23 protein-coding genes, 1 other RNA gene and 1 pseudogene are annotated in these 20260 nt (G+C 66.7%); 19 read left to right on the top strand and 6 right to left on the bottom strand.

Annotation, left to right across the window (positions count from 1 at the left end; all coding sequences use genetic code 11):
- The 17 genes and pseudogenes from Y704_RS25340 to Y704_RS21275 form a co-directional block, all read left to right on the top strand.
- Window positions 1–457: ATPase, T2SS/T4P/T4SS family (locus Y704_RS25340; protein WP_253904341.1), on the top strand; the 457-nt coding region annotated here is incomplete at its 5' end.
- Window positions 454–1311, top strand: coding sequence for a type II secretion system F family protein (locus Y704_RS0113400; protein WP_026550496.1), 858 nt, complete (start codon window positions 454–456; stop codon window positions 1309–1311). The genes Y704_RS25340 and Y704_RS0113400, both read left to right, overlap by 4 nt.
- Window positions 1308–2249, top strand: a complete 942-nt coding sequence (locus tag Y704_RS0113395; protein ID WP_026550495.1) for a type II secretion system F family protein — start codon at window positions 1308–1310, stop codon at window positions 2247–2249. The genes Y704_RS0113400 and Y704_RS0113395 overlap by 4 nt, the downstream gene beginning before the upstream one ends.
- Window positions 2250–2286: 37 nt before the next feature.
- Window positions 2287–2502, top strand: coding sequence for a hypothetical protein (locus tag Y704_RS21280; protein WP_035772787.1), 216 nt, complete (start codon window positions 2287–2289; stop codon window positions 2500–2502).
- Complete coding sequence (locus Y704_RS0113385) at window positions 2503–2913, top strand: TadE/TadG family type IV pilus assembly protein (RefSeq protein WP_253904340.1); 411 nt, start codon at window positions 2503–2505, stop codon at window positions 2911–2913.
- Window positions 2894–3376: a hypothetical protein gene (locus tag Y704_RS0113380; protein ID WP_253904339.1), complete on the top strand. Its 483-nt coding sequence runs from the start codon at window positions 2894–2896 to the stop codon at window positions 3374–3376. Before Y704_RS0113385 ends, Y704_RS0113380 begins: the two co-directional genes overlap by 20 nt.
- Before the next feature lie 17 nt (window positions 3377–3393).
- Window positions 3394–3834 carry a pilus assembly protein TadG-related protein gene (locus Y704_RS0113375; protein WP_343212847.1) on the top strand — a complete coding sequence of 147 codons (441 nt, stop codon included), beginning with the start codon at window positions 3394–3396 and terminating at the stop codon, window positions 3832–3834.
- A gap of 59 nt (window positions 3835–3893) precedes the next feature.
- The gene (prfB, locus tag Y704_RS0113370; RefSeq protein WP_026550491.1) at window positions 3894–5009 is read left to right on the top strand and encodes a peptide chain release factor 2; all 1116 of its coding nucleotides are present in this window, start codon (window positions 3894–3896) and stop codon (window positions 5007–5009) included.
- Window positions 5010–5186: 177 nt separating this feature from the next.
- The gene (ftsE, locus tag Y704_RS0113365; protein WP_026550490.1) at window positions 5187–5891 is read left to right on the top strand and encodes a cell division ATP-binding protein FtsE; all 705 of its coding nucleotides are present in this window, start codon (window positions 5187–5189) and stop codon (window positions 5889–5891) included.
- The gene (gene ftsX, locus Y704_RS0113360; RefSeq protein WP_026550489.1) at window positions 5888–6799 is read left to right on the top strand and encodes a permease-like cell division protein FtsX; all 912 of its coding nucleotides are present in this window, start codon (window positions 5888–5890) and stop codon (window positions 6797–6799) included. The genes ftsE and ftsX overlap by 4 nt, the downstream gene beginning before the upstream one ends.
- 3 nt (window positions 6800–6802) lie before the next feature.
- Complete coding sequence (locus Y704_RS0113355) at window positions 6803–8293, top strand: M23 family metallopeptidase (RefSeq protein WP_026550488.1); 1491 nt, start codon at window positions 6803–6805, stop codon at window positions 8291–8293.
- Between the two features lie 54 nt (window positions 8294–8347).
- Window positions 8348–8821: an SsrA-binding protein SmpB gene (gene smpB / locus Y704_RS0113350; RefSeq protein WP_026550487.1), complete on the top strand. Its 474-nt coding sequence runs from the start codon at window positions 8348–8350 to the stop codon at window positions 8819–8821.
- Between the two features lie 3 nt (window positions 8822–8824).
- Complete coding sequence (locus Y704_RS0113345) at window positions 8825–9214, top strand: hypothetical protein (protein WP_026550486.1); 390 nt, start codon at window positions 8825–8827, stop codon at window positions 9212–9214.
- Window positions 9215–9329: 115 nt separating this feature from the next.
- Window positions 9330–9697: a transfer-messenger RNA gene (gene ssrA, locus Y704_RS23520) on the top strand.
- A 109-nt stretch (window positions 9698–9806) separates the two neighbouring features.
- Window positions 9807–10031, top strand: coding sequence for a hypothetical protein (locus Y704_RS0113340; protein WP_026550485.1), 225 nt, complete (start codon window positions 9807–9809; stop codon window positions 10029–10031).
- 36 nt (window positions 10032–10067) lie between these two features.
- Complete coding sequence (locus tag Y704_RS0113335; protein WP_026550484.1) at window positions 10068–12233, top strand: alpha-galactosidase; 2166 nt, start codon at window positions 10068–10070, stop codon at window positions 12231–12233.
- Window positions 12230–13930: pseudogene (locus Y704_RS21275) on the top strand (alpha-glucosidase). The gene Y704_RS0113335 and the pseudogene Y704_RS21275 overlap by 4 nt, the downstream one beginning before the upstream one ends.
- Window positions 13931–14002: 72 nt before the next feature.
- On the opposite strand, the gene Y704_RS0113325 reads toward Y704_RS21275, so the two are convergent.
- Complete coding sequence (locus tag Y704_RS0113325) at window positions 14003–15103, bottom strand: carboxylate-amine ligase (protein ID WP_026550483.1); 1101 nt, start codon at window positions 15101–15103, stop codon at window positions 14003–14005.
- Between the two features lie 185 nt (window positions 15104–15288).
- Here Y704_RS0113325 and Y704_RS21270 point away from each other — a divergent pair, with 185 nt between their 5' ends.
- Complete coding sequence (locus Y704_RS21270; RefSeq protein ID WP_081747652.1) at window positions 15289–15795, top strand: fluoride efflux transporter FluC; 507 nt, start codon at window positions 15289–15291, stop codon at window positions 15793–15795.
- On the top strand, window positions 15792–16169 hold the full coding sequence (gene crcB, locus Y704_RS0113315; RefSeq protein ID WP_026550482.1) for a fluoride efflux transporter CrcB: 378 nt from the start codon (window positions 15792–15794) through the stop codon (window positions 16167–16169). Before Y704_RS21270 ends, crcB begins: the two co-directional genes overlap by 4 nt.
- Before the next feature lie 10 nt (window positions 16170–16179).
- On the opposite strand, the gene Y704_RS0113310 is transcribed toward crcB, so the two are convergent.
- From Y704_RS0113310 to Y704_RS21260, 5 genes are all read right to left on the bottom strand, one after another.
- Complete coding sequence (locus Y704_RS0113310; protein ID WP_035772786.1) at window positions 16180–16890, bottom strand: metal-dependent transcriptional regulator; 711 nt, start codon at window positions 16888–16890, stop codon at window positions 16180–16182.
- Between the two features lie 22 nt (window positions 16891–16912).
- Window positions 16913–17845: a metal ABC transporter permease gene (locus Y704_RS21265; RefSeq protein WP_051477052.1), complete on the bottom strand. Its 933-nt coding sequence runs from the start codon at window positions 17843–17845 to the stop codon at window positions 16913–16915.
- Between the two features lies 1 nt (window position 17846).
- Window positions 17847–18608 carry a metal ABC transporter ATP-binding protein gene (locus tag Y704_RS0113300; protein ID WP_253904338.1) on the bottom strand — a complete coding sequence of 254 codons (762 nt, stop codon included), beginning with the start codon at window positions 18606–18608 and terminating at the stop codon, window positions 17847–17849.
- Window positions 18605–19531 (bottom strand): metal ABC transporter substrate-binding protein, encoded by a 927-nt coding sequence (locus Y704_RS0113295; RefSeq protein ID WP_035772785.1) that lies wholly within the window; start codon window positions 19529–19531, stop codon window positions 18605–18607. Before Y704_RS0113295 ends, Y704_RS0113300 begins: the two co-directional genes overlap by 4 nt.
- A gap of 40 nt (window positions 19532–19571) precedes the next feature.
- A partial coding sequence (locus Y704_RS21260; protein ID WP_081747651.1) for a class I SAM-dependent methyltransferase occupies window positions 19572–20260 on the bottom strand: 689 nt, incomplete at its 5' end.

Raw genomic sequence — 20260 nt, 5'->3', positions numbered from 1 at the left:
GCTGCGCAGACTCGTCAAGGAGGCGCTGCGGATGCGGCCCGACCGGTTGATCGTCGGGGAAGTCCGCGAAGCCGAAAGCCTGGACATGCTGGTCGCCCTCAACAGCGGCCTCCCCGGAATGTGCAGCGTCCACGCCAACAGTGCACACGACGCCGTCACGAAAATCTGTACCCTGCCACTGCTCGCCGGCTCGAACATCTCCAGCGCCTTCGTTGTCCCCACCGTCGCTTCCTGCATCGACCTGGTGGTGCACTGTGCCAGGGTGAGCGGCGGTGCACGCCAGGTGATGGAAATACTGGCCCTGGGCAGACGGGTGGAGAACGGGATCATCGAATCTTCTCCGGTCTTCAAACGTATCAAAGGACGATTGGTGGTCAGCGCAACGTCCATGCCTGCCGAGGAGAAGTTTGCCGAAGCGGGAGTGAACGTTGCCGCCCTCCTTGAGGACCGCTCGTGACAGCCGCGCTGGGGATCTCACTGGGGGCCGGACTGTTTCTCATCTGGTGGTCCTGCTGGGTCGCCGACGCGGACGATACCGCGAAAGTGAAGCGAACGCACCGCCTCGATGAGCTCCTGGTCCGGGCAGGAGTGGAGAGGGTTTCCGCGGGGGGCCTTGTGGCGAGCTGCGCCGCACTCGGCGCGGTCGTCCTCCTGCTGATCCTCGTCCTGACGCGATCGCTGCCCATAGCCCTGTGCTTCGCCCTTTTCGGTGGGTTCATCCCTCTCGTCGTGGTTCGGTGGAGGGCGAACAGGAGGACTGCCTCGCTGCGGGAGGTCTGGCCGGATGTGGTGGATCACCTGCGGTCGGCGATCCGGGCGGGCCTGTCCCTGCCTGAGGCACTCATCCAGCTCGGGGACAAAGGCCCGGTCGAACTGCGGCAGGCATTCCTCGCCTTCGGGTCCGACTACCGTGCGGGCGGCCAGTTCGATGACTCCCTGAGCCGGTTGAAGGTCCGCCTTGCAGACCCTGTGGCCGACCGGATAATCGAGGCGCTGCGCATGACACGGGAGGTGGGTGGCTCCGACCTGGGGCGACTCCTCGGGACGCTGTCCGAGTTCCTTCGGGACAGCGCCCGAACCCGGAGCGAACTCGAGGCACGGCAGTCATGGACAGTCAACGCGGCACGTCTCGCCGTCACGGCGCCGTGGTTTGTGCTGATGCTTCTCGCGACCCGGCCCGAAGCAGTCCGGGCCTACAACACTGCTACCGGTTCCCTGGTCCTCCTCGGAGGGCTGGTGGTCTCGGTGCTGTGCTACCGGATCATGCTGAAGATCGGTGCACTGCCTCAGGATGAGCGGGTCTTCCGGTGAGCCCGATACTTGCGCTGTCGGTACTCCTCGGTGGAGTACTGGGAGCTGGGGTGTGGCTGATCACCGTGAGGGTTCCGGCGATGCGCCGTCTGCGTTTCGTTGACCGCATCGGTCCTTCGCTGAGGGCAGTGGATGTCCAGTCCCGCCTGCTTCTGACGCAACCCGCCTCGCTCATGCCGTTCGGCCCGCTCGAGCGGATACTTCGCCCGTTACTGGCGGACGCTGTCGGCCGGCTCAACAAGTTCAATCCGGCGTCCACCGTCCTCGCGAAGCGCCTGGTCCAGGCCGGGACCGGACAGTCAGTGCTGGACTTCCGGGCCCAGCAGATCCTCTGGGCCGCTGGCGGGTTGGCCGGCTCCACCATCGTCATGGTGTTGTACTCCGCGGCAGGGCGGGCAAGCGTCCTGTTCGGAGTCGCCGTCGTGCTGGCCTGTGGTGCCGGTGGGTTCGCCCTGCGCGACTTCCTGCTGTCCCGCCACATCCGGAAGCGGGAGGCGCGGATGATCGCCGAATTCCCCAGCCTTGCCGAGCTGATGGCCCTGGCCGTCAGTGCGGGGGAGAGTGCCACGGGCGCGCTGGAAAGGATCTGCCGCACTGCCAACGGAGAGCTCGCCGGCGAATTCGGACGGGTCCTGGCTGAGACGCGAGCCGGCATGCCGCTCATCGAGGCCCTGCAGGAGTTCTCCCACCGCACGCAGCTGGCTCCTTTGGCCCGCTTCGTCGACGGGCTCAGCGTCGCGGTGCAGCGGGGGACACCGCTCGCGGATGTGCTGCGCGCCCAGGCCCAGGACGTGCGCGATCTGGCGAAGCGGGAGCTCATGGAGTCGGCCGGCAGGAAGGAAATCGCCATGATGGTCCCCCTGGTTTTCGGAGTCCTTCCGTTGACCGTGGTCTTTGCCGTCTATCCGGGTCTTGCACTCATCAACCTGGGCTTCTAGTACCACGGGAGTCCCAACCGCTCGACAAAGGACGAATATGCGCAGGTTTAGCAGCTCCTTCCGAAAGCTCCTTGTCTCCTACGTGGGCACCCTGCTCCCCGGTAGGCCCGGGGACGACGGCGAGCGCGGCGACGTTCCGGGGTGGGTGATGATCACGCTGATGTCGGCGGTGCTCGTGGCCGGCCTTCTCGCGCTGGCCGGCCCGGCACTCCAGGGTCTCTTCGAATCGGCCATCGGCCAGGTATCGCGCTAGGTGCACGCTCGAGCCCGGATCCCGCCGAAGCGGGCGCGGAGCGCGGCCGAAGACGGTTCCGCGGTGGTCGACTTCGCGCTGATCGGCGGCCTGTTAACCGTCATCTTCCTGGCGATCGTGCAGTTGACCCTTGTGCTCCATGTGCGCAATACGCTGGTCGATGCGGCGTCCTCGGGTGCGCGGTTCGGAACACTCGCCGACCGCACGGCAGGGGACGCGGAGGTGCGGACGGCGTCGCTCATCTCGCTGACCCTCGGGGAGCGCTTCAGCGAGGACATCTCGGTGGGGCAATCCGACGTCGGCGGCGTCGCAACCCTCGAGATCACCGTCCGTGCGCCACTTCCGGTTCTCGGACTGATCGGACCCGCGGGGTTCCTGGAGGTGCGAGGCCATGCGGCACTGCCGCCCTGAGGACACCGGGTCCCAGCCCTGTCCTTTCTCCCGTGTCATTACCCCGGGGGCAGCAGGGGAGGGCGGCAGTGCAGTCGTCGAGTTCACCTTCCTCGGTCTCCTCCTGCTCGTCCCTGTCGTCTACCTGGTGCTGACTGTCGGCGCGCTCCAGGGCGGATCCTTCGCCGTTGTCGGGGCCGCTGACCAGGCCGCGAAGGTCTACGCCAATGCCGCGAGCCAGGAGGCGGCGGACCAACAGGCACGCCAGGCCGTTCTGCTGGCGCTGTCCGACTTCGGCTTCTCCGGGGAGCAGGTGCGCATCGACATCGCCTGCGAGGGTACGTGCCTGGCACCTGCTTCGAGCGTGACGGTCGTGGTCGAACTGGAGGTGCCGCTACCCCTCATCCCGACCATGCCCGGCATCAACACCTCGGCAGCGACGCTCACGTCGACGTCGACGCAGATCGTCGAGCGGTACGGATGACGGTCAACGGATGCAGGTTGAGGATTGGGGACGACGAGGGTCAGGTGAGCGTCCTGATCATCGGCTATCTCCTGATCTCGCTGTTGGTCCTCACTGTGGTGATGGCGATTTCGGCCGTATATATAGAGCACAAGAAGCTGTTGTCCGTCGCGGACGGAGCGGCTCTGGCGGCAGCGGACTCGTTCAGCATCGTCGGAGGATCAGGCGGGCCCGGGATGCCCCTCCCGTCCCTGAGCGGGCCGGCCGTACAGGCGTCGGTGGGCGATTATCTCGACCGGGTCGGTGCTGGTGGGCGGTTCTCCGGGCTGTCCATCGACCCCGGAACGGGGGCGCCGGACGGCAGGACCGCGCGCGTCGTCCTGACGGCCGTCGTCCGCCCGCCGGTCGTCAGCATCCTGGTGCCGGCGGGAATCCCCATCACGGCGGTGGCGGATGCCCGCTCGGAGCTGACGCGCTGAGCCGCAGACTGACTGACCTGCAAACGCCACTCAAATCCCATGACGTAGGCTGGAACATCATGGCAGCCACTGACTTTCCCGCAGAAATACGCGCCCTGCGCGCCAAGTACGTGTCGATCGAGCAGGTATCCGATGTCGAGGGCATCCGCAAGGACATCGCGGAGCTCAGCGAGGAGGCCGGTGCGCCGGATCTGTGGGATGACCCCTCCGCCGGGCAGCGGGTCACCTCCAAGCTTTCCCACCGCCAGTCCGCCCTGGGTCGACTCGAAAGCCTGGACGCACGCATCGAGGACCTCGAGGTCCTCGTGGAACTGGCTCAGGATGAATCCGACGCCGAGTCCTTGGCTGAGGCGGAACGGGAACTGGTCTCTCTGGGCAAGGCACTGGACGAACTCGAGATCGTCACGCTGCTCGCAGGTGAGTGGGACGAGCGGGAAGCAGTAGTCAGCATCCGCTCGGGAGCCGGTGGAGTGGATGCAGCGGACTTCGCCGAGATGCTGCTGCGAATGTACCTGCGCTGGGCGGAGCGCCACGGCTACCCCACGCAGGTCCTTGACACCTCCTACGCGGAGGAAGCCGGGCTGAAATCCGCCACCTTCGAGGTGAAGGCACCCTACGCCTTCGGAACCCTGTCCGTAGAAGCCGGAACCCACCGCCTCGTGCGTATCAGCCCCTTCGATAACCAGGGCCGTCGGCAGACCTCGTTCGCCGCCGTCGAGGTCATCCCCCTGATCGAGCAGACCGACGTGATCGAGGTGCCCGACAACGAGATCCGCGTGGACGTCTTCCGGTCATCAGGGCCCGGCGGGCAATCGGTCAACACCACGGACTCCGCGGTCCGGTTGACGCACCTACCCACGGGGCTGGTGGTGTCGATGCAGAATGAGAAGTCGCAGATCCAGAACCGGGCTGCCGCAATGCGCGTGCTGCAATCGCGGCTGCTCCTGCTCAAGAAGGAACAGGAAGACGCCGAGAAGAAGGCATTCGCAGGTGACGTCAAAGCTTCCTGGGGAGATCAGATGCGCTCCTATGTCCTCAACCCGTACCAGATGGTGAAGGACCTGCGCACCGAGCACGAAGTCGGGAACACATCAGCGGTCTTCGACGGCGAAATCGATGATTTCATCGACGCCGGGATCCGGTGGCGTACCAATAACCGCAACGCCGACCAGTAGGAACCGGGCGGTGCCACCACCGCGTCGTGCAGAAACACTCCTGCAACAAGGGTCACAATGGTAACTCGGCGGCTATAGTCGAAGAGCTGGCGGCCCCTTTTCCGTGCGCATGCCCTCCTCCTGCCAGCACTGGGCAAGAAGTAGCCGAACCCAGCCGCAATGTAGACGCAGGCAGTCATGATTCGATTCGACAACGTCACCAAGACCTACGACCCTAGGTCGCGCCCGGCACTCGACGGCGTCTCCCTTGAGGTCAGCCGCGGCGAATTCGTGTTCCTGGTCGGAGCCTCCGGGTCTGGCAAGTGCACCTTCATCCGTCTTGTCCTGAAGGAGGACCACGCGTCACACGGCGCGGTCCACGTCGCAGGGCGCAACGTCGCCACCATTCCCAGCTGGCGCGTCCCGCGCCTCCGGCGGGGTATCGGCGTCGTCTTCCAGGACTTCCGCCTGCTCCCCAACAAGACCGTCTTCGCGAACGTGGCCTTCGCCATGCAGGTCATCGGGAAGAGCCGTCCCATGATCCGCGAAACCGTGCCCGACGTGCTCCGGACCGTGGGCCTTGAGGGAAAGAACAACCGCATGCCCCATGAGCTGTCCGGCGGAGAGCAGCAGCGGGTGGCCATTGCGCGTGCCATCGTCAACCGGCCGGGCATCCTGCTGGCCGACGAGCCCACCGGAAACCTCGACCCCACCACGTCCATGGGCATCATGAGGGTGCTCGAGCGCGTCAACCAGAACGGCACCACGGTGGTGATGGCCACGCACGACGACGACATCGTGGACACCCTGCGGAAACGCGTCGTGGAACTGCGGAACGGCCGGGTGGTGCGCGACGAAGCGCAGGGCGTGTACGAGGGAGCGATCGCAGCGGCGGCCCTGTGAGAGCGGCGTTCATCCTCTCGGAGATCGGCTTGGGGCTTCGGCGGAATCTCTCGATGGTGATCTCGGTGGTGCTGGTCACCTTCATTTCGTTGACCTTCGTGGGCGCCGCAGGTCTCCTCCAGCTGCAGATCGGCCAGATGAAGGGTTACTGGTACGACCGCGTCGAGATTGCAGTCTTCCTGTGTGTGGACAACTCGACCTCGCCGACGTGCGCGGCAGGGCCGGTCACCGCCGAGCAGCGAGATGCCATCCGCGCCATGTTCGGAGCCGAGAACCTCAGCCGGTATGTCTCATCCGTGGCGTATGAATCACAGGACGACGCCCTGCGCCATTTCCGGGACCAGTTCGCCAACTCGCCCATCGTGGATTCCGTGACTGCCGACCAGCTGCCCGAATCCTTCCGGGTGAGCCTCGTGGACGCCGAGAAGTACGAGATCATCGACGAGGCGTTTTCCTCCCTGCCGGGGGTGGACGTCGTCAGCGACCAGCGCGAACTGCTGGAGAGAGTATTCACGGTGCTCAATCGGGCGTCGCTCGGTGCGTTGCTCGTTGCCGGGATCATGACCCTGTGCGCTGTGCTGCTCATCGCCACCACCATCCGTCTGTCCGCCTTCAGCCGCCGCAGGGAAACGGGAATCATGCGTCTCGTGGGGGCATCGAAGGCTGTCATCCAGCTTCCGTTCATCCTCGAGGGCGTGATCGCCGCCGTGGTCGGCGCGGTCCTTGCCTCCGGTACGCTCTGGCTCTCGAGCAGCTTCCTGCTCACGCGCCTCGCCCGCCAGTGCCCGGACACGGCCTTCATCTCGGCTCACCAGGTCCTGCTGCTGTTGCCGGCGCTCATCCTCCTGGCTGTCCTCCTGGCCGGGGCATCCTCCCTGCTGACCCTCCAGCGCTATGTGAAGGTGTAGGCGATGACTGGCTGGTCCACCACGGTTCTTGTTCGAAGCACTGCCGGAGGGACGGCGGCGCTTCTCGTCGCGCTCGCACTCGGCTTCAGTACGCCGGTGGCCGCCGGAGAGCTCGAGGACCGCAAGGGAGCATTGGAAAGCGAGCTGGCCGAGGTCCAGGAGTCCCTCGAATACCTCGACTCGGACATTACGGACACCGTCGCACAGTTGAAGGTGTATCAGGGCCGGCTGCCGGCCGCACAGGAGGCCCTGGCGGCTGCGCAGGGCCGGGTCGAATCGACGGCAGACGAGGTCAGCGTCCTCGCCGCACGGGTGGAGCTCGCCCAGGAAACGCTGGAGAGGATTACCGGTCAGCTCGCCGAGGACAAGGCCGAGATGGAGGAAACCCGCGAGGTGGTTGGCCAGATCGCCGCTCAGGCCTACAAGAACGGCGGCGTGCCGTCGAACGTGTCCCTGATGTTCGGATCAGAGGGAACCGCCGGCCTGGCCTCCGCCATGGACATGGTGCGTTCCGCGCTCCGGTCGCAGAACGCGGCCATGGACCGCCTGTCCCAGGAGGACGCGACCAACGCCAAGAGCAGGGCGCGGCTCGTAGCAGTCGAGGACGAGATAAAAGTCCTGAAGTCCAGGGCCGACCCCGCGCTGCAGGCGGAGGAGGCGGCGCGCGATGCCGCGGACTCGGAAAAGGTCACGGTCGACAGGCTCATTGACGACACCTCAGCATTGTCCGCGAAGCTGCAGGAACAAAAACCCGCCATCGAGGCAAGGCTGGCCAGCGTGGAAGAGGCACACAGGAAGGTCAACGCGGAGATCGCGGAACGCCAGCGCCGCCTGGTCGAAGAAGCGAGACTTGCCGAGGAAGCCCGCCTCCAGGCCGCGGCAGACGCCAGGGCGGCGGCCGAAACGGCAAGACTCCAGGCCGAGGCCGACGCCGCCGCACGTGCCGAGAATGCACGGTGGGAGGCCGAAGCCGCTGCAGCACGGACGCCGGTTCCGGCACCCGTGGCACCCCAGCCGGTGGTTCCCGTTGCGCCGGTCATCGCGGCGCCGCTGCCGTCGGAGCCGGACGCCTTCCGGCTGCGGATGCCGGTCAACGCACCCGTTTCCTCGGGTTTTGGCTGGCGCCTGACACCCCTGGACACCATCGACTTCGCCGGCACCGGCGGGTACGACCACACCGGCATCGATTTCGCCGTGGCGTGCGGAACACCGGTGTATGCACCGGCTGCCGGCGAGGTCTGGTACGCAGACGCGGACGTCCTGGAAGGCGCAGGGAACCGCGTCGTCCTGAATCACGGCGTGATCGGCAGGAACGCCCTGGCGAGCAACTTCTACCACCTGTCCGGCTTCACCGTGTCCCCGGGCCAACGGGTCAGCGCGGGCCAGATGATCGGCACCGTCGGAGATACCGGCAATTCCAAGGGCTGCCACCTGCACTTCGAAACCATGCTCAACGGAAACCTCGTGGACCCCGCCCCACTGCTGTACCAGTAGACTGGGATGCACTGTTCCGGGTCCGCCGGTTCCGCGTCACTAAGGAGTTGCACCGTGCCCAGGGAAAGTGGCCGCAAGATCGTGGCCACCAATCGGAAGGCTCATCACGACTACGCCGTCCTGGATACCTACGAGGCCGGCATCGCCCTGATGGGCACCGAGGTGAAGTCACTGCGGGCCGGGCGGGCCTCGCTCGTTGATGGTTACGCGGTCTTCTACAACGACGAACTGTGGCTCGAGGGCATCCACATCTCCGAGTACTCGCAGGGCAGCTGGACCAACCACGCGGCACGACGGCGGCGCAAACTGCTCCTCCACCGTGAGGAACTGACGAAGATTTCCCAGAAGGTGCGCGAGTCGGGCTTCACGCTCGTTCCGCTGCAGCTCTATTTCCTCAACGGGCGGGCGAAGGTGGAAATCGCCGTCGCCCGCGGCAAGCGGGAATACGACAAGCGGCAGACCCTCCGCGAGAAGCAGGACAACCGGGAAGCCCTGCGTGCCATGCGTGAGAAGAACCTCGGCGCCTAGCCTATGAGTGATGTTTTTTGGGAGGCCCAGAACGACGCCGACGACGTCGAGCAATCCGAGCTCCATTACCGGCGGCCGTGGTGGGTGACGGCGGGTGCAGTCGTCAACCTCTTGCTGCTGTTCGCCGTGGTGCCGATCGGCATCCTGTCCCTCATCCCGTTCTTCTTCCTCGTGTACGTCTACTTCGCCGGCGTCCTGGTGTGGGCATCGCCCGTTCTGGTGCTGCTCAACTCCGCGATCTTCTGGTGGAGCTTCCGCAGGAAACAGGCAGCGACCACCGCCCTTGCCGCCCTGGGGATCGCCTTCGTGACGGTCTCCTTCGTGGTCACGGCGATCTGGCAGCCGGAACTGGTGATCCTCGGTGTGTCCTTCCCGGACTCGCCCGAACCCTGACGGCCGGAAATAATCCGGGACCATGCGTGGGTTACACTGGTACATCTGGAAAGCGGCGGACGCACGCGCCGGATAGTGACACATGAGCAAGCGATATACCTTGAAAAATACATATGGGGATGACAGGTTTCGACGATGTTAGTCGCGACAGGGGAAGCGGGCCGAGGATACAGGGTTATCTCGTAAACGCTCCTTGTAAAACAATAAGTGCCGAATCAAAGCGCACTGACTTCGCTCTCGCTGCCTAGGCAGCCTAGCTAGTCCGTCAGCCCGGGTATGCTCTCGCCCCGGATACTGGCGTCATTTAGAGGGCCACTGCTCCCGGTTCTCGTTGTAGGAACCGGGGGGACTCTTATACAACTGGGCTTGGCAGCCACTTGTTTGCACGATGGCTGAAGCCGAGAAAAACCGACGCGAACTGCGCCCGGAGAAGCCCTGACTACACTGCATCGGACGCGGGTTCAATTCCCGCCATCTCCACCAAATTAACGAAAGAGCCAGTGGAAGGAATTCCACTGGCTTTTCCGTGCCCTTCTGCCGGCACCGAGGGGTACGCCGCCGGCACTCGGGGGAGGCCCATTACACTTGACGCATGAGCTGGACTGACAGGCCGCCGCCGTGGCTCCCGCCACTGCCGCCGCCGAATCGGGGCCGTGCTCTCCGTGTTCTCGGGCTGCTCCTGGTCGGGGGCACCTTCGTCTACTTCTTCGTGATGAGCTACCTCGGCGGAACGCACACCCTCCTGGCCCTGGTCCCGCTCCTGATCGGACTCGTGTGCCTGATCATCGGACTGACCCGGCGGAACCAGGGCCGGTAGCCTGCCCGGATATTGTTTTCGCGATATACATGATCAATGACTGAACAGACGGTGCACCTCTCCCGCGGGGGCACGAGCGTGGTGCTGGATACGACGACACCGGGCCTTCCTGCCATCGTGTACTGGGGGCCGGCACTGGGGGCGCAACCGCAGGAGGCGGTTGCTGCCCTTGCCGTGGCTGCCCGCCCCCAGCGGGTCTCCGGCGGCATCGATACGCCGGGCCGCCTGACGCTGTTGCCGCTCGAGGCCTTCGGCTGGCAGGGCACACCGGGCCTGACGGGAGACCGCGGGGGGACCGGAACTTTTCCTGCCATCGCCACGACGATGGTGGAGGTCAGGGAGCACTCCGTCACGGTCTCCGCCGAAGATCCGGTCGGAGGGCTGCGGTTCGAGGCCGTCATCGACGCCACGGCGGCAGGACTCCTGGTCCAGCGCCTCTCGCTGACGAACGTAGGGAAGGATCCCTACGAGGTGCGGTCCCTCCAGCCCGTTTTCCCGCTGCCCGCCGCGGCCGTCGAGATCCTCGACACCACCGGACGGCATCTGCGTGAACGCTCACCGCAGCGGCACCCGCTCACCACAGGCACGTATCTGCGGGAGAGCCGGCGTGGACGCCCCGGCGCCGACTCGACGGTGCTCCTCGCCGCGGGCGGACCCTCCTTCGGTTTCGAGACAGGGACCGTCCACGCCGTGCATACGGCGTGGAGCGGCAACCACCGCTTTTCCGCAGAGAGGACACCGACGGGGGTGTCGTTCCTCGCCGCCGGGGAGCTCCTCCTCGCGGGTGAGGGAGTGCTCCAACCAGGGGAAAGCTACGAGGCGCCGCCCGCCTACGGCTCCTGGGGGAACGGGCTCAACGAGCTCTCGGCACGCTTCCACTCCGAGTTCCGGGCACGTCCGGCACACCCGCGCCGGGACCGGCCGGTCACCCTCAACACCTGGGAGGCCGTCTATTTCGACCTCGACCTCGACCGGCTCAGGGCGCTCGCCGACACCGCGGCGTCGATCGGCGTCGAGAGGTTCGTGCTCGACGACGGCTGGTTCCGTGGGCGGCGGGACGACACCGCCGGACTGGGTGACTGGTACGTGGACGGGACCGTGTGGCCGGACGGCCTGCACCCACTCCTCGACCACGTGCGTTCCCTCGGGATGGAATTCGGCCTGTGGTTCGAACCGGAAATGGTCAACCCCGACTCGGACCTCGCCCGCGCGCATCCCGACTGGATCCTGCAGCCGGAAGGGCGGCTGCCCGTGCCCGGTCGCCAGCAGCAGGTGCTCAACCTGGCCATAGCCGAGGCCTACGACTACATCCTCGGACGCCTCGACGCGATCCTCACGGAGTACGACATCGCCTACCTCAAGTGGGACCACAACCGGGATCTCCTCGAGGCAGGCGACACCCGAAGCGGGGCGCCGGCGGCACGGAGCAACGTCACTGCACTGTACCGACTGCTGGACGAGCTGAGGCGCCGGCACCCGGGCCTCGAGGTGGAGAGCTGCGCGTCGGGAGGAGCCCGGGTGGACCTCGGCATCCTCGCCCGGACCGACCGGATCTGGACCAGCGACTGCATCGACCCGATCGAGCGGCTCGTCAACCAGAAATACACCGGCCTGCTGGTTCCGCCCGAGCTGATGGGCATGCACATCGGCGGTCCGGTCTCGCACTCCACGGGACGGACGCACGGACTCGAATTCCGGGCATCGACCGCGATCTTCGGCCACTACGGCATCGAGTGGGACATCTCGGAGCTGACGTCGGAGGAAATGGTGCAGCTCGGCGAGTGGGTCGCTCTCCACAAGACGTGGCGCGCGCGGCTTCACCGGGGCGGCGTGGTCCATGCTGACCTGCCCGATCCCGCGATGGACCTCCGCGGAATCGTCTCGGCGGACCGTTCATCCGCCCTGTTCGGGTACTCCCTGACGGCGTCGAGCGCCAGCTACCCGCCCGGCATGCTCCGCTTTCCCGGCCTCGACCCGGAGAGCCTCTACAGTATCGCGCCGGCACCGACGTACCGGGAGCAGCAGGGCAACGGGCAGTCGCCACTGGGGTGGCTGCAGGCAGCCCTTGAGGGCGAACCCCTCCGCATGACGGGCAGGCTACTGGAAGCCGCAGGGGTCCAGGCGCCCGTCCTCCTGCCCGAGCACTCGCTGCTGATCGAACTGCACGCCGTCCAGCCGATTCTTCAGGAGGAACGACCATGAGCATCGAACAACCGGCCTGGTGGACCAGCGCCGTCGTCTACCAGATCTACCCCCGCAGCTTCGCCGACTCGAACGGCGACGGCATGGGGGATCTGGGCGGCGTCCTCAGCAAGCTGGACTATCTCGCCGAACTCGGCGTCGACGTTCTCTGGCTCTCGCCCATCTACGAATCTCCCCAGCACGACAACGGCTATGACATCAGCGACTACCAGGAAATCGACCCTGTCTTCGGGACGCTCGAGGAGTTCGACGCCCTTCTGGCCGGTGTTCACGAGCGCGGCATGAAGCTGGTCATGGACCTCGTGGTCAACCACACCTCCAGCCGGCACCCCTGGTTCCTCGAGTCGGCTTCGTCGCCGGATAACCCCAAGCGCGACTGGTACTGGTGGCGCGATGCCCGCGAAGGTTTCACTGCAGGGGAGCGGGGCGCCGAGCCGAGCAACTGGGGATCCGCCTTCAGCGGCCCGGCGTGGACCCTCGATCCGGAGAGCGATTAGTACTACCTGCATCTTTTCGCGCCGGAACAGCCGGACCTCAACTGGGAGAACCCGGAGGTGCGCGGCGCCGTCTACACCATGATGAACTGGTGGTTCGACCGCGGCGTCGACGGCTTCCGTATGGACGTCATCAACTTCATTTCCAAGGACACAACGCTGCCCGACGGTAGTGTGCCGGCCGGTCAGCTGTGGGGCGACGGTAGCCCGCACTTCATGTCCGGACCGCGCATCCACGAGTTCCTTCACGAGATGACGCTCGCCGTGTTCGACGGGCGCAAGGCCGACCTGATCACCGTCGGCGAGATGCCCGGAGTGACGATCGATGACGCGAAGCTTTTCACGGACCCGGCGCGCCGGGAAGTTGACATGGTGTTCCAGTTCGAACACGTCAGCCTCGACCAGGGGCCGGGGGGCAAGTGGGACTACCGCGGCCTGGACCTGCTGGACCTCAAGACGTCGTGGAACCGCTGGCAGAAGGGCCTGGCCGAGACCGGCTGGAACAGCCTCTACCTCAATAACCACGACCAGCCGCGGCTGGTTTCACGCTTCGGGGACGACGCCGCCTTCCGCTACGAATCGGCCACCCTCTGGGCCGCGCTGCTTCACCTGCACCGCGGAACGCCCTACATCTACCAGGGCGAGGAACTGGGCATGACCAACGTCCCCTTCACCTCGGTGGACGACTTCCAGGACCTCGAGTCGGTGAACTGGTTCCGGGAGGCCACCACAGAGCTGGGAGTAACCGAGGCGGACGCCCTCGCGGCCCTGCGGATCATGAGCAGGGACAACGCCCGCACCCCGGTGCAGTGGTCGGACGCGCAGCACGCGGGGTTCACCTCCGGCACGCCCTGGCTCGCCGTGAACCCCAACTACACCGTTATCAATGCCGACGCCGACCGCGCCGCGGAGAAATCCGTCTACCGCTTCTATCAGCAGCTCATCGCACTCCGCCACGACAACGACGTGGTGCGCCTCGGCCGTTTCGACCTGCAGCACGAGGATCATCCCGCGCTGTACGCCTTCACGCGGACTCTCGGCTCCCGGACGATCCGGGTCCTCGGGAACGTCTCCGGGGACGGATTGTCACTGGCGGGTCTGGAGGACATCGGAGGAACCTCCGGGCTGCTCCTGGGGAATTACGACGCCGGATCGCCCGGTCAGCTGCGGCCGTGGGAAGTGCGCGTATTCGAGCGGAACTGACCCGGCTGCCGCCCTTGGCTAATTGGCGCTACCGACCAGCATGGGGTTGTCGGCCCCGGGACGGCAGGGTGCTCAGTGCTCGTTCGTCAGAGAATCCCGGTACAGCGCGAGCAGCCCGGGCATGCCGGCGTCGCGCATGGCCCTGCGCTGGCGCTCAGCTCCGGTGCCCTGCGCCTCCAGCCGGGTGAGCGCCGATTCCACCCAGGCGGTGTCACCCTCCGCATCGAGCGCCGAGCCGATGAACTCCAGCAGTTCACTGAGGCGCTGGCGGGCCGGCATGCGGACGCCCGTCTCCGGGTCCATGGCGTGGGCGGTCAGGCCGTCCCGCGCGGCCTGCCAGAGGGAGGCGTCGAGCAGTTCGGGGTCCGGAGCGGGCAGGCGGGCGCCGGCACGGGCTGCGGAGATCGCCGTCGTGACGAGCCCGCGGACCAGGGCGGCGAGCAGCACCGAATCCTGGGCTTCGAGCTGGGCATCGCCCGTGCGCACCTCGAGGGTGGGGTAGGTTTCCGACAACCGGGCTACCCAGGTCAGCACGCCGCGGTCGATGATGGCACCCGTCTCCTCGAGCTGTCCGATGCGCCGCTCGTAGTCCGCGGCGTCGGCAAACAGCGGGGGAATGCCCTGTACCGCCCAGCGCCGGTAGTGGATGACCCGCCAGCTACCGAAACCGCTGTCACGATCCATCCAGTAAGGGGAATTGGTGCTCAGTGCCGTGATGATCGGAAGCCAGGGCCGGATCCGGTTGAGGGCTTGGATACCGGATTCCTTGTCCGGTATCCCTACGTGCACGTGGAGGCCGTTGACGAACTGGTCGCCGACAATGCCCGGAGCGCTGAGCTGGAGGTCACGGTACCGCTGCTTGTCCGTCAGTTCCGGGTAGTGCTGCCCGATCCGCGGCGCCGTTGCTGTCGGCGCAGCAAGCGCCCCGCACTCCCCGGCGGCTGCTGCCAGCTGCCGCCGGAAGTTCAGGAGCGATTCCTCGGCCTGCGTCAGCGTCTCGCACACCGGGGTTGCAGTCTCGATCTGGCAGCTCAGCAGCTCGCGCTGGATGTCGTCGTCGCTGAGGCCGGGCAAGCGTGCCAGCAGGTGCTGCACGTCCGTGGCGCAGTGCATGGGCAGCCCTGAGGCTGGTTCCAGGAGCAGGTATTCCTCTTCGATGCCGAGCGTTGTCATGCGGGCCTCCCATTGCGCGGGTGCGGTCCGTCCCAGTCTAGGGATCGATCCGCTGCGGGCAGGCACTGGGTCGCGGCAGGGGCCGGTCTTGCCTGCCCTTGTCGATGCGCCTGTCCGTGCGTCTGGCCGTTCCGTGCCCGTGCGCCTGTTCATCCCCCTGTCCGTGCTTCGGTTAGAGTGCCACCATGACCCCGTCTGGCCCAGGTGAACCGGTGCGTCCCCCGAACTCGCCGGTTGCGCTCCATCACCGGCCGGCCTTCGTGGCTCTCGTGCTGGCAGGGGGCATCCTCGGCACGCTGGCTCGTTATGGTGTGTCGCTGGCAGTGCCGGCGACCGGGGGCTGGCCGCTGCCGACCCTGCTCGTCAACCTGGGGGGGTCCTTCCTCCTCGGCGTCCTGCTGGAGTCGCTGGTCTTCCCCCGGAACGCCGGGCGCGCCGATGTCCTGCGGCTGGGCGCTGGAACGGGATTCCTCGGCGCCTTCACCACCTACAGCGCCTTCGCCTTCGAGGCGGTGAGCCTGCTCGGCGCCGGCCGCCCGGCACTGGCAGCGGTGTACGTTGCACTGAGCCTGGTCGGCGGCATCGCCTGCGCGGCGGCGGGAGTGGCAGCCGCGTCCTGGTGGCGCGGCAATGAGCCGGACGTCAGCTCCCCGGATGGTCGCACCGCGGCCGGACCGGAGCAGGCACAGTGAGCGTGCTCGTCGTCCTGCTGACGGCGCTGGCCGGGGGAGCCGGAGCAGCGGCGCGCTTCCTGGTCGACGGCGCGGTGCGGGAGCGCGTCGGAGGCACCTTTCCCCTGGGGATCCTGCTGATCAACGTCACGGGATCGTTTTTTCTGGGAGTTCTTGCCGGCTTGGCGCTGCGCGGAGACCTCGCGCAGGGCGCTCATGTGGTGGCGGGAACCGGCTTCCTCGGAGGCTTCACCACGTTCAGCACGGCGAGCCTGGACACCGTGCGGCTGATCCGATCAGGGAATTACCTCGCCGCCCTTGCCTATGCGCTGGGCACTGCGGGTGCGGCGCTGGCTGCGGCCGCCGTCGGGCTGGCGGTGGTGCTCGCGCTGTAGGTGTACGCGGCTAAACAGTCGCCACGGTGCAGCCCTCGTGAGTTCCGAGGCTCTCCACCCACAGTGCGGCCACAAGTTCCCCACCGAGCTGCAGCGTCGCTGAGCCCGGCCCGTCGCCGACAGCAACAGTCAGCAGCGCGCCGAACGGTCCGCGCCCCGACACCAGCAGGGGAGTGTCAAGACCCACTGCATGGCCGGCAAGGAATTTGAGGACTGCCGGGTTGTCGTCGCTGATCCGCGCCACGCGCGCGCGGTGGCCGTCGTCGAGGGAATCCAGGCGCACGGCGTCGGGCCGGGAGATCAAGCCATTCGGGGTCGGGATGGGATCACCGTGCGGATCCCGCACGGGGTGGCCCAGCTTCCGGTCCAGCCGCTCGATGAAGGTGTCGGACACCGAGTGCTCCAGTAGTTCCGCTTCATCGTGGACCTCGTCCCAGCTGTATCCGAGGTGGTCCACGAGGAAGGTTTCGATCAGGCGGTGCCGGCGCACCATTGCCAGGCCGAGCGCCAGGCCGGCGGGGGTGAGGGTGATGGGGCCGTACTTTTCATGCCGTGCGAGCCCCAGCTCGACAAGCTTCGCCACCATTCCCGTCACCGAGGAGTTGGCGACGGCCAGACGCACCGCAAGCTGTGACGCCGTGATAGGGGTTTCCTGCCACTCGGTGAACCCGTAGATGGTCTTGACGTAATCCTGCACGCTTGATGAATCGATGCTGTGCACCGCCCCCTTCCTGGCCGACACGTCAGCTCTTCCCCAGTGGTGCGGCTGCGGTGGTGGAGGAGGCTGCGCGCGTTGGGGGAGGCGGGGCTGCCGCTGTCCGGCGACGGCGGATGCGGCGCCGTCGCTGCTGCCACAGCAGTCCGTTCGGCCGTGCGAACAGGTAGACCGCGGTGAAGACCAGGGATTGCGAAAGGACCACGGCGGCCCCGGTGGAGATGTCGAGGTAGTAGCTCGCGTAGACGCCCGCTACCGCGGCTGCCACGGTGATTCCGACCGCGAGCACCAGCATGTGGTCGAAGCTCCGGGTGAGCAGGAAGGCGGTGGCGCCGGGGGTGATCAGCATGGCCACCACCAGGATGATGCCCACAGCCTGGAGGCCCACCACCACGCTGAGAGCCAGCAGTCCGAGCAGCAGGGCGGAGAGGAACCTCGTGTTGAGTCCAATCACGTGGGCGTGCGTGCGGTCGAAGGCCAGCAGCGTGAGGTCCCGGCGTTTGAACAGCACGACGGCGAGGGTCACGGCTCCCAGGATGAGGACCTGCCACAGCTCGCTGCTGGTGACGCCCAGGACATTGCCGAACAGGATGTGCATGAGATCGACCTGCGCGGGGGTGCTGGAGACGATCGCGAGGCCTGCCGCGAAAAGGGCAGTGAAGACGACGCCGATCACCGTGTCCGGCTTGAGCTTGGTGGTGGCCCGCACGGCACCGATGAGAGCCACTGCTCCCGCGCCGAAGATGAACGCTCCGATGGAGAACGGGATGCCCACGATATAGGCCAGGGCGACTCCGGGAAGCACGGCATGGGACACGGCATCGCCCATGAGGGACCAGCCCATGAGGATCAGCCAGCAGGACAGCACGGCGGAGACGACGGCGGCGGCCAGAGTGACCAGCAGTGCCCGGGTCAGGAAGCCGTACTGCAGCGGTTCCGTCAGCCAGGGAAGAATATCCATGTCAGTTGTCCGATCCCATAGTGCCGAAGGCCCTGGCGAGGTTTTCCGAGGTCAGGACGTCGGCGGGGGTGCCGTGCGCCAGGACCCGTTGGTGAAGCAGGACAGCGGTGTCGCACAGCTCCGGAATGCCGGCGAGGTTGTGTGTCGAGACCAGCACCGAACGGCCCTCGTCCCGGAGTTCCTTGAGGAGGACGGTCATGGTTGCCTCACTCGAGCGGTCCACGCCCGCGAAAGGCTCGTCCAGCAACAGGAGCTGTGCCTCCTGGGCGATACTTCGGGCGATGAAGGCGCGCTTGCGCTGGCCGCCCGAGAGTTCCCCGATCTGCCGCTTGCGCAGGGATTCCAGGCCCACCTTCTCCAGGGCGGCGCCCACCGCGGCATGATCCGCCTGGCGCAGCCGCCGCGTGGCTCCCAGATGCCCGTACCGGCCCATCGCGACGACGTCGTTCACGGATACCGGGAAGTTCCAGTCGACGTCCTCGGCCTGTGGCATGTAGGCCACCAGCCCGCTGCGTCGTGCCTGCCGGTGAGGCATGCCGAAGAGCGCGATGCTTCCCGCCTGCGGCTCGACGAGTCCCATGAGCGTCTTGAACAGCGTCGACTTCCCGGATCCGTTGACGCCGATGAGGCCGCAGATCAGCCCGCTGTCCAGCGTCAGGTCAACGGCGTCGAGGGCCGGCACCTCGTTGTAGGTGACGGTGAGGTCCGTCACGTGCAGCGCGGCGGCTGGTGCGGAATCTCGCGCGGGTGCCGGCAGGCTCACTGGTTCAATCCTTCCGAGATGATGCGGATGTCGTAGCGCAGCAGGTCGAGGAAGGAGGGGACGGGTCCCTCCGGTCCCGACAGCGAATCGACGTACAGGGGGCCCTCGAGGCGCGCTCCGGTCGCCAGGGAGACCTGCTGCTGGGCGGATGGGTTGACCGTCGATTCGCAGAACACCACCGGGACGTCGTTGTCCTCCACGAACCCGATGACCCCGCGGATCTGCCGCGGCGTGCCCTCGGTGTCCGAGTTGACCGGCCAGATGAACGCCTCCTGCAGTCCGGCGTCACGGGCCAGGTAGGAGAATGCCCCTTCGCAGGTCACGAGTGCCGCGGCCGGGTTCGCGGCGACATCCTTGCGCAGCCCGGAGAGGAGGGCGGCGAGCTCCCCCTTGATGCGCGTCCCGTTGCGTTCGAAATCGGCGGCGTGTCCGGGGTCGAGCTCCGAGAGCGCGGTGACGATGTTGTCGACGTAGGTCTGGGCGGCCAGCGGCGACATCCACGCGTGCGGGTTCGCCAGGCCTTCGTAGTCGCCGGAACGGATGTCCAGAGGCTCCACGCCGTCCGACAGGACCACGTGGGGTACCTCGACCGACAGCAGGAACCGCTCGAACCAGCGCTCGAGGCCGAGCCCGTTGTCGAGGATGAGATCGGCGTCCTGGGCGCGAACAAGGTCCGACGGCGTCGGCTCGTACCCATGGATCTCGGCTCCCACCTTGGTGATGGACTCCACGCGGACGTGGCCACCCCCCACGTCGTCCGCGAGGTCTGCGAGGACCGTGAAGGTGGTGATGACCACCGGACGGTCATCGCGGTGCTCATCCCCAGCCGGCAGCGCCCCGGCAGGCGGCGAACAGGCGGAGAGCAGCAGGGCCAGCGACAGGAGGGCTGCGCCCATTCCTCTCCCGAAGGAGTATTTCGGCATACCTAAACATACGCCTTAGGTGTGCCGAAAAGCGACAGCCTCAGACCCTTGACCGCGCCCGCCAGGCGGAGGTGAAATAGGGAAGCGTCAGCTCGCCGTCCGCGGGGAAGGCGAGGTAGTCGTGCAGGTACCAGGAGAGGTTCCGCTCCACCTTCGCGCGGGTCGCAGCATCAGCGCGCTGGTAGTAGGCCCTCGAGCGGGCAAGGTCGACGACGTCGGACGCAGTGAGCTTCTGTGCCCAGCGCTCCTGTCGTCCCTCGGGTGCGGCGAAGGACGCACCGAAGTCCGGCACATAGCCAGGCGAGTAGACATCTCCGGCATGCATGATCCTCGAGAGGCGGTGGACCCAGGGAATGCCCACATCCAACTGGTTCCACAGGACCGCCAGGGTGCCCCCCGGAATGAGGATCCGTGCGGCCTCCTTGGCGGCGGCCTCGGGCTCGCACCAGTGCCAGGCCTGGGCGACGGTGACGAGGTCGACGGATCCGGACGCGAGTCCGGTGTCCTCGGCCCTACCCGCTCGGATGTCGACGGCCGGAACCCGTTCCCGAAGCACTGACAGCATGTCCGCCGAGGGATCGACGGCCGTCACTCCCAGGCCGCGCTCCACCAGGAGCTGCGTGAACAATCCTGTACCCGCGCCGACGTCGGCCGCGGTCGTCGCGCCGGGTGGAAGGAGCCAGTCGGCGCTCGCGGCGGGGTACCCCGGCCGCACCCTGTCATAGCGGC

This window comes from Arthrobacter sp. Br18 (assembly GCF_000520555.1).
Classification (GTDB): Bacteria; Actinomycetota; Actinomycetes; order Actinomycetales; family Micrococcaceae; genus Arthrobacter_D.
This window is presented reverse-complemented; position numbering and strand designations above follow the sequence as displayed.

Excerpts from the sequence above, each read along its gene's own strand:
- Y704_RS21280 (WP_035772787.1), top strand. The coding sequence starts at position 2,287 with ATGCGCAGGTTTAGCAGCTCCTTCCGAAAGCTCCTTGTCTCCTACGTG.
- Y704_RS0113380 (WP_253904339.1), top strand. The coding sequence starts at position 2,894 with ATGCGGCACTGCCGCCCTGAGGACACCGGGTCCCAGCCCTGTCCTTTC.
- prfB (WP_026550491.1), top strand. The coding sequence starts at position 3,894 with ATGGCAGCCACTGACTTTCCCGCAGAAATACGCGCCCTGCGCGCCAAG.
- ftsE (WP_026550490.1), top strand. The coding sequence starts at position 5,187 with ATGATTCGATTCGACAACGTCACCAAGACCTACGACCCTAGGTCGCGC.
- Y704_RS0113355 (WP_026550488.1), top strand. The coding sequence starts at position 6,803 with ATGACTGGCTGGTCCACCACGGTTCTTGTTCGAAGCACTGCCGGAGGG.
- Y704_RS0113345 (WP_026550486.1), top strand. The coding sequence starts at position 8,825 with ATGAGTGATGTTTTTTGGGAGGCCCAGAACGACGCCGACGACGTCGAG.
- Y704_RS0113340 (WP_026550485.1), top strand. The coding sequence starts at position 9,807 with ATGAGCTGGACTGACAGGCCGCCGCCGTGGCTCCCGCCACTGCCGCCG.
- Y704_RS0113335 (WP_026550484.1), top strand. The coding sequence starts at position 10,068 with ATGACTGAACAGACGGTGCACCTCTCCCGCGGGGGCACGAGCGTGGTG.
- Y704_RS0113325 (WP_026550483.1), bottom strand. The coding sequence starts at position 15,103 with ATGACAACGCTCGGCATCGAAGAGGAATACCTGCTCCTGGAACCAGCC.
- Y704_RS21270 (WP_081747652.1), top strand. The coding sequence starts at position 15,289 with ATGACCCCGTCTGGCCCAGGTGAACCGGTGCGTCCCCCGAACTCGCCG.
- Y704_RS21265 (WP_051477052.1), bottom strand. The coding sequence starts at position 17,845 with ATGGATATTCTTCCCTGGCTGACGGAACCGCTGCAGTACGGCTTCCTG.
- Y704_RS0113295 (WP_035772785.1), bottom strand. The coding sequence starts at position 19,531 with ATGCCGAAATACTCCTTCGGGAGAGGAATGGGCGCAGCCCTCCTGTCG.